This is a genomic window from Methylobacter svalbardensis (assembly GCF_037671525.1).
GTDB lineage: Bacteria > Pseudomonadota > Gammaproteobacteria > Methylococcales > Methylomonadaceae > Methylobacter_A > Methylobacter_A svalbardensis.
On sequence record NZ_JAWPOH010000063.1, the window covers coordinates 1 to 17606 of the forward strand.

Sequence of the window (17606 nt, forward strand, 5' to 3'; positions counted from 1 at the left end):
CTTGTTGGGTAGCGATCGAGTGACCAGGACGGCTGGGGCAGCCGCAGGCATCAGCGGTCGCGTGATTTTTGCCGCTTGTTGGGCAGGGATGCCCATAAAAGCTGTCGCAAAAATAGCGACTCCCCGCTCTTGTGTTGCGCCCTCAGTAATTCAGCAAAATCTTCTGCCGGTACCGGCTTGCTGGTGAAATAACCCTGGTAGGCATCGCAACCTTTCATTCGTAAAAAATCTAACTGATCCTGCGTTTCTACGCCTTCCGCCAAAACTTTAAAGCCCAGAATATGTCCCATCGCAATAATAGTGGCGGTGATTTCCATGTCATCTTGAAGATGCGGAATATCGTCGATAAAGCTTTTGTCGATTTTCAGCACGTCTAGAGGGAAGCGTTTCAGGTAAGCCAGCGACGAATAACCGGTGCCGAAGTCGTCAATGGCCAGACGAATGCCTTGGTTACGCAGGTTATTGAGCACTTCGACCGCTTTATCCTGATTATCCATTAATCCGCTTTCGGTCATTTCCAGTTCCAATTGTCCGGCCGGAAAACCGGTTTCGGCCAGTACTTTTGCCACCAGCGCGTTAATATCGCAACGGCGAAACTGTTGCGGCGATACGTTGACCGCCAGGGTTAGCGGCAAAAAACCGTCTGCCAGCCAGCATTGGCCTTGGCGACAGGTTTCGCGCAGCACCCATTCGCCGATGGCGATAATCAGGCCGGTTTCCTCGGCAATGGGAATAAAATGAAGCGGCGGGATAAGTCCTTCGGTCGGGCTTTGCCAGCGCACCAGCGCTTCGGCGCCAATAATCCGGTTGCTGGCAATATCTATCTGCGGTTGATAAAAAACGCGCAATTCCTGCAGCTCAATAGCGTGGCGCAGGCGGTCTTCGAGATTGATACGTTTGCGGACGGCAATGGTGAGCTCTTCGGAAAAATAGGCATAGCAGCCGCGTCCGGCCTGTTTGGCTTCATACATGGCGGTATCGGCCTGTTCCATCAGCAGTTCCGGGCTATCCGCATGTTGCGGATACAGGCTGATGCCGATGCTGGCGCCGATCTGTACATCCCGGCCCGGTTCATGGTCGGCTTCATTGCTGCGGAGTAATTGAAACGGTCTGCTTAAATCGGCGATTATTTCTTCTGCTACCCGTGCGGCATCTTCGGGGTGCGCAATATCTTCCAGCAGCACGATAAATTCATCGCCGCCCAGACGCGCCACCGTATCCGCCTCGCGCAACCGGGACTGGATACGCCCAGAGACCTGTTGCAGCAGTTCATCCCCGGCGGTATGCCCCAATTTGTCATTAACGGTTTTAAAACGATCCAGATCAAGCATCAGCAATGCCATTTGCTTACCGCTGCGCCGTTCCCTGTTTATGCCATGCTTTAGGCGTTGCAGCAGCAAACGCCGGTTAGGCAGTTGCGTTAACGGGTCCAGAGATGCCAGTTGATTGAGTTCGTCTTGCAGCCTAGCGCTGACCAGGGTAACTAAAATAAGCAGCCGGATGGTGCTGAGCATAAACAACACGATGAAAAATAATTTATCCGGTTGATCTTGTCCCAGCAGATAACTGTCTGTAGATACGGGTACCATCATCAGGGTGGTTATGCGGATAAAATGCATGACTATCTCGGTGCCAACGAAGCCGATGAACAGATTGGTTTCCATGATCAGGGCAAAGCTGCGCTGCTGGTAAACGTCGCGAATTGCGAATAAGCTTATCAATATGGGAAACACCGACATGATTATCTGTCGCGCCGGTATGGATGGCCAGACGGTCATGAATAAGCTGAGTAACACGGTGCCCGGCAGCACGAACAGGGCAAACAAAGACCAGTGCCAGCGAAGCCCGAAAAAGCGGCGGATGCCTGTCCAAAGGAAAACGCCGCCGGTCAGGATCAGGGAGTTTGCGACAACAATGGATAGAATGTCAGGAATAACGTCACGTAGACCAAGCCCCAGGTATCCGGTAAACAATGCCAAGCAGGCGAAAAGCCAATGACGCGGCCCGTCAAGATTGGGGTGCCGACGCGCCGTTATCGCAAAAGCAATGGCAAACACCATATAGACGATAAGAAGATTGATCAGTGAGGTGAATATATCGAGTTTCATCGGACAAGATTATTTTTTAATAGACCTGATTATCAGGCTTCACAGGATAAGTTGAATACGGTGCAACATATCCTGTTGGCTAAAAACCGGTACGCAGCCCCAAATACACCGCCGCGCCATTAAAGCTAAAGTCGCGAAGTTCGATTGTGCGTTCATCGGTGAGGTTTTCGCCACGCAAATATATGTCCGTCTTCGGCGTTAACCGGTAGTTTAACAGGGCATTGATACGCGGTGCGGTCCGGGCTCTGAATCTGTTGGCCACATCAAACCAGTAACCGTTATGGACAGTAAACTCCAGCCGCAACATTAAGGGTTGCAGCAATTGAACTTCATTCCAGAATACGCTTTGATGCTCGGGTCGAGCCGGTATGCGCAACTGTGTCAGCGGATTTTCGGCATGCATATAGCTGTAATTCAGACCGCTCTGCCAAATGCTCGACCAGCGGTGCTGCGACTGCATTTCTGCGCCCAAAACATCGGCTTCCTGTACGTTACCGGCCCTGGAGATGCCGGTTTTTGAATCCAATTGCAGGGTAATCATTTGCCGATAGTGTTGATAATAACCGCTGATCTTGACTTCGCTTTCAGGTAATGGCTGCCAGCGCCAACCAAGTTCGCCACCGGCACTGTGTTCTCCGTTCAACGTCTGATTGCCGAATACGGGATGCGTTAATTCACTGACGCCAGGTTGACGATAACCGGTGCCGCCGTTAGCCCATACGCTCATATTTTGCGGCAATGACCGGTTTACGCCCAGCGTAAACACCTGATGGTTGCCATAGGTGTCGCCCTGATCAAAACGGGTATCGGCGCTCCATTGCCAGGCACCCAGGATTAATTCTCCGCGTATATTCGGGCTGATCACAGTTTGTCTGGCCGGTAAATTCAGACCCTGTTGGTGCTGGGTATTGACGCCCCACACCAGCAGCGCCTGATTTTGATTATCCGCGCTCAGCGGCAAGCGATGGGTGTTTTTCCAGTCCAGCATCAATAACTGGCTGGTCAGCGAAAACGGCCTGATCGCGGTGGATTGCATCTGTTGCCGATCCTGGGTAAAACCGAATTGCAATGAACTGTTCCAATACGCCGCCAGATCGAACTGGCCGCGCAACTGCGCCACCCAGGTCTCATCGGAAAACCGGCCGCGTTTGTCGTCCACCCAGCCTATCGTGCGTCTGGGCAACTTCAAACCGGGGCCGTCGATGTCTTCGTTAGTGCGCGCAAAATACAGCGACGCATCCAGGCCGCCCCGGCTGAATTCTTTAAACCAGTTGGCCGATGCATGGGTCATGCCGAAGTCATCGCGTTCGGCGCCGCCTTGTGCCTGGCTGATGCCGCTAAAAATATCGCTACGCCCGACCACGGCAGAAAAATCCCCGGCACGGGTAGACAAGCCGCCACCGGCAGTGCTGCGTACCGTGTCATAGCTGCCGCCTTCAACGTGCAGAAAATGTTCCTTGTCTGCAATATGCCGGGTCTGTAAATGAATGGCGCCGCCGAGTGACCGACTGCCGTGGCGCTCGCCGCCCGGGCCTCGGGTCACCGTTACCCGGTCTAAAGCATCCAGCGCGTAGTGGCTCAAGGAATAAAATCCGGCGAAATTGGCAAACAAGGGGACGCCGTCCAACGTAAGCAGGCCCTGGCCGCCACCGCCAGCGCCGCGCAAGCTGATGCCGGTCATCATCTGGCTGCTGCCCTGGTTGATTATCAGGCCGCTCTGACTTCTTAAGATGCCATTAACATCGGTCATGCCGCTGGCCTGTAACGCATCCCGGCCTATCCGGTTGCGCATACGCGGCGGTTCGATTAATTCAGGGTAAGTCAGGTCATCGTAGCTTGTCACCGGCGTTAGCGAAATTTTGTTGTCAGCGGCTGTGGCACCGGCCGACAGGCATAATAAAACCACCGCAGATGCTGGATATTTTTTATCGTAGGTTTTTTTTTGCCGGGATCGGGCATGGATAGTTGCCGAGATCATCGGTTACGGCAATTGTTGTTCTTGTTTGCCCGCTATCAGAATTCGCCCCAGTCTACGCAGTCCATCGGATGAAATATCCAGGCCGAACGGTGCTCCCAGTTTTTCAAGTTCGTAAATGACATCGGTTGCCGCGATAAAGGTTAGATAGCGTAAGCCCTGTATACCGGGCAATTCTTTGGCGATGGTTTTTAATGCCGGTGCCAGGCGCTCCCAGGTATCGGCAAAAAATACCCGCACCGGGTCGGCGCTATCGGCATCATGGTTTTGTAAGCCCGCCTGAAAGGCCGTGCGGGAATCCATCAAAATGCCCATCAGGGTTTCACGCAGTTCCGGTGATTGGGTATCGCGGCTGGCCTGTTCGATAGCTGAGCTCAAAAACACATCCCATTGCTGCCAGGCGGATTGCCATTGTTGTTGTTCGGACTCGCTAAAAGCAGCGGCAGGCTCGGCAATAACTCTTTTGGCCGGAGCATTAAAGTCGAGCTTAATGCCGAGGCCATTGTCTCCGACAGTGATGCTGTTGAATTTGAGCGACTGGAGTATCTCTTTGACTTCTGCCGCATTATCCTTGGGTAAAAAATGCGCCAGCGTTTGTTCAATATTGCCACGAGATTGGTTTAAATCAATTTTTACCGAGGCAAGCTTGGGTTCGGCAACGCGTTTGATCAACTCCTGAAGTTTGTTGATGGTCAGATGATGTCCGTCACGATCATAGGCGGTCACGCGGGTGATCGGAAAACTCAGTACCGAATGTGCTGAATCGAGCGTCGGCTGCTGAAATGTTTCCAGCATGCCGGCCCATTCCAGAACCGTTAAGCATTGTCCGCCCAGGCCGGTTCCGAAGCGCGCCTGAACTTGGTTTAACAGCTGGATTTGGCCGTTTTTGCCGTTAATCTCAGGATTGGACAGCTTTAAATAACTGCATCCTTGCTGGTCATTCCACAGTTCGGCGGTCGTATTTTTTCCGGTATACAGCTGGGAGACCAATGCTTTTTTAATCAGACTGTAATCAATTTGTACCGGAACGCTGAGCTGATCGGCTGCGCCGTTTCTTGCAAGCAGCAGCAATAGGCCGAATACGGTCGTTATGAAACTTTTATGCATAAATTTTCTCCGGGTTGGCTTACACGCCAATAAGGGTAATGGCATAAGTAAATGATGGTTTTATCTAATTCGTCCCGGTAGCGGCTTGCGGAATAACTACCTCTGTTGATACCGGTTCCGGCTGCTTTTCGGGTAAGTATTCGGGACGGGTAAACTGGCGGCCCATGAATAAGTCATTACTGACGATGGCTATATTCTCCAGCCAGTGGGACGATAACTGGCAGGCTTCCGAATAAGGCGGCTCTTTGCATAGTTCCACCGTTCCGTTAGTCGACACATTAAAATGTAGGCCCGGTAATGGTCTTACCTGCATGTTAGGTAAAGGTTGGGTGTAATCCATGATGCTCGGTTCATTGAAGTTGAGCAAGTTGAGCAGCAGTTTGGGTACCTGATAAAGCGGCAGGCTGCCGAACTTAATCGGTCCGCGTTTGCCGTCGATAATCAGCATCGGTGTGCTCACATAGGTTTTGAACATGGTCGGCGTAAAGTCGCTGCGATTGGTCGCCAGTACACCAGATTCAACATAGCCTGCAAAATTTTCACCCAAAAAGGGCAGGTGATCGCCGAACACTACAATAATGCCTTCCGGATCGCGTTTGCGCACTTCCTTGATAAAGTCCATTAATTCACGGGACTTATAATAAATCGTGTTGGCGTAGGCCGTGACTTCATCCACTTCGGAGCGTGAACTGATTTTATTGGGGCGGCTTTCATTTAACGGGTAATTCCAATGCCCGAAATAAGTCACGATATAATCCAGAACCGGTTGCTTGGCCGCTAGCGACCCGGATATTTTTTCCAGTACCTGGCGATATAAGGTGCTGTCGGACATGAAATTCCGGTTCATGTCATCCTGAACAAAATCCTTCAATGACCAGTAGGTTTCGAAGCCCATGCGTCTGTAAGCATTAACACGGTTCCAGAACACCGGCACATTGGGATGGGAGGCGATGGTGCGGTAGCCTTTGTCGGCAAGCAGATGCGGCAAACAGGGGGCATCATTCAGAAATTGACGTTCAAATTTGACGGTGTTTTTCATCGCCGGAAACCCGCATAGCACCTCAAACTCGGAATTGGCGGTAAAGCCGCCGAATACCGGATCCAGTGCCTGCGAGTATCCGGCGCTCTTCCATAATTCTCGAAATTCGGGTGCCAGAGGGTTTTGTTTAAACTTGGCTTTCTTTAGCGCATTGGGGTTCCAAAAAGACTCCAGCAAGACAATATGTACATTGCGTGGGGTAAATTCTTTGACGATGGCCTGCTTTTTAGCTAGGGAATCGCTGAGGTCGACTGCCAGCAAGTTATCGGCGGCTTCCTGAGCCATATCGGTATCAGGAACCACATCGGCTGCCGCAAAATAACGTGCGGTCTCCAATAGCGTGTATAATGTCGCGCCGCGCCACACATAATTGGAGCGTTGATCCCATACCGAGTTCCCGAAGTAACCATCCAGAGGTGCTAGTAGGGTAGCTGGCTTATAAACTATGGTGATGCCGAGCAAAATAGCGATTAGGCTGGCAAGATAAGCGCTCCAATGGCGCATGCTGAAATTGAATAGCAAAAGGCTGGCAATGGCCGCTAGCGGTATAGCGGCGGCAAAAAATCGCCAACCGTCGAGTATCAACAGCAGCGATTGCAGGGCAAAAACATCATCCGGCATAAGCGGGCCGCCAAAGAACGATATTTTTACCGCGTTACCTATATACAACAGTCCCATCAGCAGAGTATGAATCACCAGAAAGATCCATGCTCGCCTCGATAAGGCATACAGCATGTAAGCAATGACCAGCTGTAGCGGATAATCGTAAAGTACCGATGCAGGCAATATTTGCACATCGAATTTTAAGGCGCTGATCAGGTAAAACAGTGCATAAAGCACTGTGGTGGACAGCAGGGGCAATAATTTCAATGGCATTGTGACCGGGAAGATCTGTTTTGGGAATTAAATTTATTTTATCATAAAATTTATTGCGTCCCGCTATACACCACCGTTCACGCAGGCAAACGCATATAAAAATATTCAAAAACAACAAGCTATGGGTTTATAGTCATGTTTTTTGCGGAGAAAGCAGATGAATCCTTGTTTTGTTGAGCATTATTCAAAATTACCTGATCCCCGAATAGAGCGTAATAAGCTGCACGAGTTAATGGACATCATCGTGCTTCGAGAAGATGCCGACCGGATTCGTAAAGGCAACGCACCGAGCATTATAACCAGCATCCGACATCTGGTTTTGAATCTGTTCCAAAAGGAGCCTTCAAAGCTAAGCTTTCCCAAAAAACGCCGGATGGCCGCTTGGGATGGTGACTTCCGGGCTAAGGTGTTGTTTGCTGATAAATTTTAATGCGTTTGTCCTGACCGTTCACGGCTGAACCTGGCCTTGAAGCTTGCGCCTTCTGCCTTATCCATCATAGAATGCCGTTTTTTGTTATTTTTTTGGGGTAGGTAATGTCAGATACAATTTGGTTTAGAACCGGCGAAGCAACGGTATTTTCCAGCGATGGACAAGGCACAGACGCGATGCCGGAAATATTGATAGGCAGCGTAAAGGGACCTGCCGGCAATGCGTTTGCCAACCTGATGGGGCAAACCGCAGGTCATACCCGAATGTTCGCGATTCGTGCCTGTAATCAGCAAGTGAAGCCTGCGACGATAATGGTTCCCAAAGTTACGATCAAATCCACCGATTATGTCAATCTGTTTGGCGGTCCCGTACAGTCAGCGGTAGCGGATGCCGTTCTGGATAGTGTGATCGCCGGTGTTATTCCTGCCGATCAGGCTAACGATCTGTGCATTATTGCGATGCTCTGGATTGCTCCCGAATGTGCCACCAACCCTGATCTGGATCGTAAAGATTTATATCGCACCAACTATGAAGCGATGAAGCTGGCTATTTTGCGTGCGATGAGTAATTCACCCAGTATTGAAGAGTTAATCGCCAATCGGCACAAAATTGTCCATGAAATGTATGATCCTGAAACCGGCGAGTCTCAGTGGTAAACAACATGTTTGTCGTTGGATTAAGTTAAGCCGCATGGGGCGAACGGCCTCATTGATCTTTTGTTAGCGCTTAAGTAGGGAACTAAAAGTTTTTTAACAAAGTGAAAAAACTATTTACCACGAAGGACACGAAGATCACGAAGAAAAATCATTACCTTCGTGTTCTCGGCAATTGCTCCTGCATCCTTGCAGTCGTCCGTGCTCTCCGTGGCGAACAAAAATGTTAAAAGACTTTTGAACGACTACTTATAATAAGCGAACCCTATAATATTCACGCCTTTTGTGGATGACAAAGATAGTTATCATGAGTCTATTAATTAAATACCTTTCGCTGTGTTGGTTCAGAAATAACCCTGCCGACTTTGTTCCCACAAAATCGTTTATGTGGAAAACAGTGGCGTTCTACCTGGTTTCAGGGATTATTGTTGAAAGCCTGATTGCCGACCCTGCCGACGGCACGCTGGAGGTTTCGCTACGAACCGTGATGGCTTTTTCATCAATTGCTACGTTATTGCTGATTCTCAGGAAATGGCCGTATTTTAATCAACTGTTCACGGCTATTTTTGTCTGTGAAAACTTCATTATGACCTTGGCGATTTTGACCGAAGCGCTGTATTTTGTGATGGTAAGGGAGCATGTGGAATACTCGGAAGAAATATCAATCGGTATAGGTGCCTTGCTGCTTTGTTGGTATTTAGCCGCAGTCAGTTATATTTTACGACAATTTTTTTCTTACAAAACAAGCGTTAGCGTTATTTTAGCCATTAGCTATTTTGTTTTAACCTACGGCATTCCGATGCTGTTCATGGATATATAAAAGCCGACTTACTTTTATTTGGGCGTGCAATCGGTGTGGCGCGAATTAATTCGCGCCACAGTATTCTTTTCGACTTGACTCAATAGGCATGCTTGTTGGAAGTCTGCTATGTTTCCCTCAGAGGATCATTGTCCTCCTCTTGTTTTTTCGCAGCCTTTATCGCCAATTGCAGTTCCAGGCGTTGTTTTTCAAGTGCGAGTAATTCGATTTCCCGGCGAAGATAAACATCCGATTCCTTCTTTTTGTTATAGCTTTGTTGCTGCATTTCCAGACGCTGTTGTTCACGGTGTTTTTGGGTCTCGACATCGGTATCGAATTCCAGTTGTTTTTGGCGTTGTTCAAAGGCTATTTGTTGGCGGTGGATTTTATCCTTGGATTCTCTCCATCTGGCCTGCTGGTTTTCATATTTGGCAATATCGGCTTCCAGTTCCTTGGCTTTTAATTTGGCCTGATGTGCCAATGATTCTATCAGAGTTTGTTGTTCTGCCAGTCTCAGGCGGGTTTCATGTTTTTGCTGTTCCTGAAGATTCGCTTCCAGGGTTATTTCCTTAAGACTATTCTCATGCCTAACTTGTTCGGCATGGAGTCGTCTTTCAACTTCAAACTGTTCCAGCAGCTGATTTTCTTTTTCTTCAAGCAACAGCTTTTTATTTAAGGCGTCCTGGGCTTGCTTTAAGCGTTCCAGTTCAGCATCGCGGTTTAGTTGATCGAGCTGTTTTTGTTTATGTTCCAATTGCTGCTGTTCAATTTCTTGTTCCTGACGAAATAATTCCTCTCTTTTCGCATCATTAACTTCAAAGCTTTTTTTAAGGACGCATAAATAAACATTTTCTTGGGGCAGTTGTACGTCGGGGAATTCTTTAAATGAGGGTTTTAAGGTGCATAATATTTGCGATTGGATATTTTGCACTATCAGCATTTCACTGGCCGCCAAAGAAATCTTCTTTTCAATGTCGGATACGCCTTTTTGTACCCAGGCGCCATCCGATAAACTAACTAACTCTTTATTTATCAGGTTAATTAGCAAATCTTCATAGGCGGTTTTAATATGCTCATTAATGTCAGACAAGATATCCATATTGCTGAGAGCATATTTCAATGTAGCCTGAAAGCGAATGTCCAGCGCTACATCAATGGTACAAAAGCCGTCGTAAAGCTTGATTTGTTCGGTAACGCGCCAGTTTTCAACCGGTAATGGATAAACATGGTGATAAAAGCGTTTAACAAATCCTTCGGGGCGTAAAAATAATTTCCAATAAGGGCCGATTTTGGTATGGACAAGCTGGCGATCAACATCAAAAACGGGTTCCCATACCTCTGACAGCACGAGATCATCGCCTGCTAAGGTGCCTTCAATAAACCATTTGTCGATTTCAGTTCTGGAGCTATTCATCAGCATCTACTTGTCTGCTCAGGGCGGACTCGGCTTTTAATCGGCTAATTTTATCGCCCATTTTCTCGGCAATCAATGGATAAAGATTAGGCGCGAATTCGACGGTTTTGTCATCGATTTTTCTTAAGAAACCTCGGCTTAATAACAAGCCTACGGCAAACATTCTTGACCAGTCGGAGTAGCGCCTGGCTCGTTCTAGTTCGGTTTTCTCTATGATCATTTCAAGCTCGTCGTTTTTATTGATTCGAAACTCGGTGAATTGTCTTAAGCATTCAAAAACCAGCTCTTCTTCCTCTGCGGTCAATGGACCGGGGGCCGTGAACTCGAGGCGGTATGACAGTAATACGGTAAAAAAATCAACCATCGCCGCACAAACAAAAGCGAACAATGAAAACTCGGACCACATCGCGGCCGAAGGCTGGACATCGGCGGTGAATTGTTTGTAAGTCATCAATAAGGGCGCTTCCGGTAAGGATTGCCCGATATTGCCGGATAACAGGTTGATCTTTAATTGGACACTGTGGAAGTTTTTTAGCATCGCATAGTAGGCATTTTCAACATTCGGCGCGACATCCAGGTCATTGATAGTGGCTTGCAACTGTTGAATATCCTTGTCCAATTCAGAAAAATCATCATCGAATTTGGCCTGTTGCTGTTTTTTCTCCAGGTAAATCTGGTTGTAATGCTTCCAGAACGGTCCTTCACCCACTTGATGTTTATAGCCTTCAACAATTTGCGGGTGCGTGCCAAAATAGGCCTGAGATACTTCAAGCGAGGCTTTTTCCATATCGGCGCGTTGTTGTTTTAAAACATCGCCTTTAATGGCCAAGACATGGTCTATATAGGTTTTTACATCGGTTCTGATTTGATTTAAACGGTTAATGTGCTGAGTGTCCTGCTCGGAAATTTCATAAAACTTGAAATAAGAGAATGAAATCGAAGCGCTCAGCGCAATTAACAGCGAACAAACCACCGCAAAATAACGCATCCGGTTGGCTCGCCAATGAATGCCGGCAATTTCCAGCGAACAAATAACAATGATAGATTGGATGGCAATGGTAATAACCAGTGCAATCCATGGGGTAATAAAATGGGACAAGCCGTAGTAGGTGGTGAAGCCTGACGCGACACTCAACATTAATACAATGGGGATGGTCCATATCCTTAACATGCCGACAAATAAAGTCTGGATACTATTAATCAGATAGCCCACGCCGGAAGCTCTTATTTTTGAGAATTCAGAATTTTTCATTTTAAGGTGATGAGTTTCAGGCTTGTGGGGTTGAGTTGACAGACATTGTCCACGAAAAACACGAAAAGCACGAAAAAGATTTAAAACACAATCCTTCGTTCCCATGCTTCAGTGTCGGCATGCATACCAAAGCGTGACGACATATACAGAGTCAGTATGGATTTCCACGCCGGATAGACTGTGAAAGATTCGTTTTTAACATAGATCTAAGAAATAACCACGAAGAACACGGATAACACGAAGTTTTTAATGCATTGAATTAATGCTGTTATTTTCTCCGTGTCCTTTGTTTTCTCTGTGGTAAAACATTTTTTCAGCTCGATTTTGATAATACTTTCACAGTCTCTGAAACATGAAAACCAGAAAACGAGGTTGCAAATCTCGCCACGCATCGGCATTTCTCGGTAACAACCTAATAGATAATTTTTTGATCTTTCAACGCGCTGTAAATATCGTCAACAGTCTGCGTATCGCTATCAAAATTCATATCCGCCAGATTGGCGCTGTAATTAACGCATAAACAAATCAGTCCGGCATTTTTAACGGCGACGATCAGCGAGGTATTTTGAGTTTCTAAAACGGTCGCTGCATGACCGTTATCAAATAGTTTCCTCTCCAGTTGATAGGCGATTTCTTTAGCATTTGAGCCGGTCAAAGCAATCGCTGTCGCCGTTTGACTAAAACGTGCGGCGCGTTCTTCGGGGCTGACCGGTTGCAGATTTTCCTGGTCAATGCTGCCGGTAATCATGCCCGCGCCGACGGTGCTGTTGGTCAAGCGGTCTATGATAATGAATGAGCCGGTGCCTTTATGGGTTTTATAGGGATCGAACACGACCGGCGCGTTGACCGAAACCGTACAGGAACCGATCTCATTCAAGTGCAGTTCGACAGCATCATGGTGCTCCAGCGTATTGACGTCGATTCTATGGTGAATCATCGCGACAGAACCCGACACGCTGCGCGTCGCCAGTTTAATAGTGTATTGCCGACCCGGCGTCAGCGCATTTTCAGCCATCCAGACGATAGTGGCTTTGAATTTGTCCGAGACGGTTGGTGCTGTTTTTTCTGTGCCGATCAGCATGTCGCCACGACTGATGTCGATCTCGTCTTCCAGCGTCAAGGTGACGGCCATCGGCGGGAAAGCCTGTTCCAGTTCGCCGTCATAGGTCACGATGGACTTGATTTTGCTGCTTTTTCCGGAGGGCAGGGCGGTGATCTGATCGCCCTTTTTGAAAATGCCGGAAGCGACTGTGCCGCAAAAACCGCGAAAGTCGAGGTTGGGGCGGTTGACGTACTGCACCGGAAAACGGGCATCGTCAAAATTGCGGTCATTGGCGATTTCGATGCTGTTCAGCGCTTCCATTAACGGTTGACCGGTAAACCAGGGCATGTGTTCGCTGGGATTGACCACGTTATCGCCGTCCAGCGCCGACATCGGGATAAAGGTGATGTCCTGCAAAGCCAGCGACTGGGTAAAATCCAGATAATCCTGTTTGATTTTTTCAAACGTGGCTTCGCTGTACTCAACCAAATCCATTTTATTGATCGCGACGATGATGTGATGAATGCCCAGTAACGACGCGATAAAACTGTGCCGTTTGGTCTGGGTTTGCACGCCGTAACGGGCATCGATCAGGATAATCGCCAAATCGCAGGTTGACGCGCCGGTCGCCATGTTGCGGGTGTACTGCTCGTGTCCCGGCGTGTCGGCAATAATGAATTTGCGCGTGGCGGTAGAGAAGTAACGGTAGGCCACGTCAATGGTGATGCCTTGTTCGCGTTCGGCTTGCAGGCCGTCAACCAGCAAGGCCAGATCGATCTTGCCGGCGCCGGTGGTGCCTGATTTGACGCTGTCGGCCTGAACCGCAGCCAGTTGATCTTCATAGATCATTTTGGAGTCGTGCAACAGGCGGCCAATCAGCGTACTTTTGCCGTCATCGACATTGCCGCAGGTTAAAAAGCGCAATAATTCCTTGCGTTCATGTTGCGCCAAATAGGCGTCAATATCGGTACTGATTAAATCGGATTGGTGGGACATGGGGTTTCCAAAAAAAATTATATGAGTTAGGCGAAAGGCTCAGGGTAAAAGGCGAAAGCTAGGCTGAACGCGATTTGATTAGGGCGGACAGCATCTTTGAAATGTGTTCTGCTTCGTTTTTCCAGGAAATGCCTGTTTCTTTTGAAATGTAGCCAATTTCGATGCCTATGTAGATTTGAGTACGCAATTCACCGGAGGAGCCTTTTGCGTAATAAAAGAATTTGTTTGAATCTTTATCGCTGCCCCTCTCAAAACCTTCTGCTATGTTGCTGGGTATAGACAAGCAAGAGCGTGTTATCTGATCTTTAAAACTAAAATCTTTACAAGCAGTCAAGCCTTGGTAAATGTCGACACAAAGCCGAGATGAGCGCCGCCAAACATCCAAGTCTTCAAATCGCGCCATCTTTTAGCCCTTAGCCTTTCGCCCTTTGTCTGCTTTTAGAAATAGCCTTCGCGCTTTTTCTGCTCCATGGAACCTGATTGGTCGTGGTCTATCAACCGTCCCTGACGTTCAGAGGTTGTGGTTAACAACATTTCCTGGATGATTTCCGGCAGCGTTGTTGCAGTCGATTCGACTGCGCCGGTCAACGGATAGCAGCCCAAGGTACGGAAGCGCACCATTTTCATTTCAACTTTTTCCTCGGGGCCGATCGGCATGCGCTCATCGTCAACCATGATCAACATGCCGTCGCGCTCAACAACCGGGCGCTCCTTGGCGAAATACAAAGGCACGATGGGGATATTTTCCAGGTGGATGTATTGCCAAATGTCCAGCTCCGTCCAGTTGGACAGCGGAAATACCCGGATGCTTTCGCCCTTGTCTATTTTGCCGTTGTAGATGTTCCATAATTCGGGGCGCTGGTTTTTGGGATCCCAGCGATGGTTCTTGTCACGGAACGAATACACCCGTTCCTTGGCGCGCGATTTTTCCTCATCGCGCCGCGCGCCGCCGAAAGCTGCATCAAACTGGTATTTATTCAACGCCTGCTTGAGCCCTTCGGTTTTCATTACGTCAGTATGTGTTTTACTGCCGTGGGTAAAAGGCCCGATGCCCTGATCTACGCCTTCTGGATTGATATGAATCAGCAACTCAAGCCCCAGCTGTTTGATCATCTGGTCGCGAAACTCGATCATTTCCTTGAACTTCCAGGTAGTATCCACATGCAGCAACGGAAACGGCGGTTTGCCGGGATAAAAGGCTTTCATGGTCAAATGCAACATCACGGCAGAGTCCTTGCCGACAGAATACAACATCACCGGACGTTCAAATTCGGCTGCAACTTCACGAATAATATGAATGCTTTCAGCTTCCAGTTGTTTAAGGTGGGTCAGTTTATAATCAGTCATTAAAAGTCCGTCAGGTTTGGAGGTCACGCTATGTTTATTGAATGCGCACGATAATAAGTCGGTTATTTTAATTTGAACGGGCTTTTAATGCTAGATTTCCTTGGGATTTATTGATGGTTGAACGGGTTATGAGGTACATAGTGGAACCTCAAATAACCATCATGATGGTTATTTGAACGGCTTGTTGCTGATAAATTCATCTGGATGCATCCGGCGTTTTAGTGGGGCTGGATTTTAGTTAATGGTGTCTTGATGATATTATTGGTTGGCTAATGCGTATATAAATAGAGGGTACATGAGCAATTTTGATTTAAATGGCATCTCGATAAAGGATATTACCCGAACCACTTTGTTGACCTGTTTACCCAATGAGACGATGCATGACGCGGCTGTCAAAATGGTGGAGCGAAACTGTAGCGCTATTTTGATTGAGGTAGGCAATGAAATTATTGGTATCTGGACAGAAAGAGATGTATTGAAATTTGATTTCTCCTCAGTTGAGGCGCGTTCCACGCCAGTTTCTGAAGGTATGAGCAGTCCGGTTATTTGTGTTAACGAACATGAGAGTCTGGAAGAAGTTTCGCTTAAATTTAAAAAAGATGGCGTTCGCCATTATGTCGTAACGGATGATCGTGGTAAACAGCAGGGCATCATTTCTCAAACGGATGTGATTAAGAGGCACAATTTTGAGTTTTTTTTGGTTTTAAAAACGGCGGGTAGCGTATTAAAACCTATTCCACCGATTATCCAATCAACGCAGAGCATGGCTCAAGCAAGCAAGCTTATGCATTCTTCGCATTCAGATGCGATACGGGTTGAATTTTCCGACGAATCAGTCGGTATCCTGACTGAGCGGGATGTGGTCAAGGCGCTGGCTTCTTTGATGCTGAATCCGGTCGTTGCGGATTATGCCAGCAGGGATTTGCTTACCATTAACGAGAGCGATAGTCTTTATCAAGCTAAGAAAATTATGCTCAAAAACGGTTTTCGGCACCTCGGAGTTAAAGATCATGAAAATAATTTAATCGGCATTATTAATCTGGCAGACATATTGGCGGGATTTCGCGGTACTTATGTTGAAGAGCTTAAAGAATCCTTGGCGCATAGGGATGAGTTTTTAAGAGGCTCGTTAAAGAGCCTGGGTTTAGCGAAAAAGATTATCGATAATGCCCAGGAAGGTGTTATCACCACCGATAAATATATAGTCATTCAGACCTGTAACGCCGGCTTTACTCGAATTACCGGTTATACCGAAGAGGAAGTTGTCGGTAAAACACCCGCCATTATCAGTTCCGGGCGGCATGATAAAAAGTTCTATCATGCGATGTGGGAAAAAATCAACAAATACGGTTTCTGGCAAGGCGAAATATGGAACCGACGCAAAAATGGTGAGGTTTATCCTGAGTTGCTGACCATTACCGAAATCCGGGATGATGAAACCAATGAGATCAGTAATTACGCCGCTATTTTTAGTGATATTAGTCAGTTAAAAAATGATGAGGAAGCGATTAAACGGCTGGCTTTTTATGACCCTTTAACTGAATTGCCCAACCGACGGTTATTATATGATCGCTTGACTCAGGAGTTGGCGATTACCAGAAGGTCGGGGAAGAATGGCGCGCTTTTATTTATCGATCTTGATCATTTCAAAAATATTAATGAAACCCTCGGGCATTCGATTGGGGACAGGGTTCTGGTGGAAGTTGCCTATCGATTAAAGCTCGGTACCAGGGGTTGCGATACGGTCGCCCGTATCAGTAGCGATGAGTTTGTGGTTATTCTGACTGAACTGAGTGGACGAGTAGAACCGGCATGCAATGAAGCCCGGTATATTGCGGAAAAGCTGCAACAGGCTGTTTGCCAAGTTTATCCGGTAATGAACCACAAACTCTATGTTTCTTCCAGTATCGGCATTGCGATGTTTTCGGAGAGTGGCGGTCTGCCCGACGACTTGCTTAAACAGGCCGGTACAGCCATGTATCGCGCTAAAGACGGCGGTCGTAATATGTTGCAGTTTTTTCAGCACAGTATGCAGGAAGCTGTCATGGAAAGAATGCTGATTGAAAAAGAGCTGCGCCAAGCGCTGGATGAAAATCAGCTGTCCTTGCATTATCAGCCTCAGGTTGATTATCACGGCAATCTTACCGGGGCTGAAGCTCTTATTCGCTGGAATCATCCTCAAAAGGGTTTTATTTCGCCCGATAAGTTTATTCCTATTGCGGAAGAGTGCGGGTTGATTCAGGCAGTGGGTACTTGGGTGCTTGAGCAGTCATTTATTCATCTTAGGCAGTGGGATAGGCAACAGGTACATTTACCTCATTTGGCGATTAATATCAGCCCAAGGCAATTCTATCATGATGATTTCATGGGTATACTTGCGAATCTTGTCAAGCAATACCAGGTAAGTCCGTCAAGAATCATGCTGGAATTTACCGAAGGGATATAGTGGACCCCATTGTCCAGACAAATAATGCCTTAATTTAAGATAGAGCCCTGTTCACACTCCAGCTGAATGGCGCTGTCCCAATTTTTTTATACGGGAACTGATATTTCTGCCGCTCCGTATTT

13 protein-coding genes are annotated in these 17606 nt (G+C 47.6%); 4 read left to right on the top strand and 9 right to left on the bottom strand.

All coding sequences use genetic code 11. The annotated features are described in order from the left end of the window. Positions 1-50 precede the first annotated feature (50 nt). From RW114_RS16920 to RW114_RS16935, 4 genes are all read right to left on the bottom strand, one after another. Positions 51-2108, bottom strand: a complete 2058-nt coding sequence (locus RW114_RS16920) for a putative bifunctional diguanylate cyclase/phosphodiesterase (protein WP_340123942.1) — start codon at positions 2106-2108, stop codon at positions 51-53. 79 nt (positions 2109-2187) lie between these two features. Continuing rightward, entirely contained in the window at positions 2188-4086 is a 1899-nt protein-coding gene (locus RW114_RS16925) for a TonB-dependent receptor (RefSeq protein ID WP_340123943.1), read from the bottom strand. A 3-nt stretch (positions 4087-4089) separates the two neighbouring features. Beyond that, entirely contained in the window at positions 4090-5190 is a 1101-nt protein-coding gene (locus RW114_RS16930) for a hypothetical protein (RefSeq protein WP_340123944.1), read from the bottom strand. Positions 5191-5254: 64 nt separating this feature from the next. Then, entirely contained in the window at positions 5255-7105 is a 1851-nt protein-coding gene (locus tag RW114_RS16935) for an LTA synthase family protein (RefSeq protein WP_340123945.1), read from the bottom strand. A 157-nt stretch (positions 7106-7262) separates the two neighbouring features. On the opposite strand from RW114_RS16935, the gene RW114_RS16940 reads away from it, so the two are divergent. The 3 genes from RW114_RS16940 (at position 7263) to RW114_RS16950 (ending at position 9008) form a co-directional block, all read left to right on the top strand. Continuing rightward, a complete protein-coding gene (locus RW114_RS16940) occupies positions 7263-7535 on the top strand; it encodes a hypothetical protein (protein ID WP_340123946.1) in 273 nt (90 codons plus the stop codon). A 104-nt stretch (positions 7536-7639) separates the two neighbouring features. Beyond that, entirely contained in the window at positions 7640-8191 is a 552-nt protein-coding gene (gene fae / locus RW114_RS16945; protein WP_340123947.1) for a formaldehyde-activating enzyme, read from the top strand. Between the two features lie 304 nt (positions 8192-8495). Next, positions 8496-9008 carry a hypothetical protein gene (locus RW114_RS16950; protein WP_340123948.1) on the top strand — a complete coding sequence of 171 codons (513 nt, stop codon included), beginning with the start codon at positions 8496-8498 and terminating at the stop codon, positions 9006-9008. 106 nt (positions 9009-9114) lie between these two features. Here the strand turns inward: RW114_RS16950 and RW114_RS16955 are convergent, their stop codons facing one another. The 5 genes from RW114_RS16955 to cysD form a co-directional block, all read right to left on the bottom strand. Further along, positions 9115-10401 (bottom strand): coiled-coil domain-containing protein, encoded by a 1287-nt coding sequence (locus RW114_RS16955; protein WP_340123949.1) that lies wholly within the window; start codon positions 10399-10401, stop codon positions 9115-9117. Next, on the bottom strand, positions 10394-11653 hold the full coding sequence (locus RW114_RS16960; protein ID WP_340123950.1) for a hypothetical protein: 1260 nt from the start codon (positions 11651-11653) through the stop codon (positions 10394-10396). The genes RW114_RS16955 and RW114_RS16960 overlap by 8 nt, the downstream gene beginning before the upstream one ends. Positions 11654-12065: 412 nt before the next feature. Then, the gene (gene cysN / locus RW114_RS16965) at positions 12066-13691 is read right to left on the bottom strand and encodes a sulfate adenylyltransferase subunit CysN (RefSeq protein ID WP_340123951.1); all 1626 of its coding nucleotides are present in this window, start codon (positions 13689-13691) and stop codon (positions 12066-12068) included. A gap of 58 nt (positions 13692-13749) precedes the next feature. Beyond that, positions 13750-14094: a four helix bundle protein gene (locus RW114_RS16970; protein WP_340123952.1), complete on the bottom strand. Its 345-nt coding sequence runs from the start codon at positions 14092-14094 to the stop codon at positions 13750-13752. Between the two features lie 35 nt (positions 14095-14129). Next, on the bottom strand, positions 14130-15038 hold the full coding sequence (gene cysD / locus RW114_RS16975) for a sulfate adenylyltransferase subunit CysD (protein WP_340123953.1): 909 nt from the start codon (positions 15036-15038) through the stop codon (positions 14130-14132). Positions 15039-15333: 295 nt separating this feature from the next. Here cysD and RW114_RS16980 point away from each other — a divergent pair, with 295 nt between their 5' ends. Beyond that, entirely contained in the window at positions 15334-17484 is a 2151-nt protein-coding gene (locus RW114_RS16980; RefSeq protein ID WP_340123954.1) for a diguanylate cyclase domain-containing protein, read from the top strand. The last annotated feature ends 122 nt before the right edge of the window (positions 17485-17606 follow it).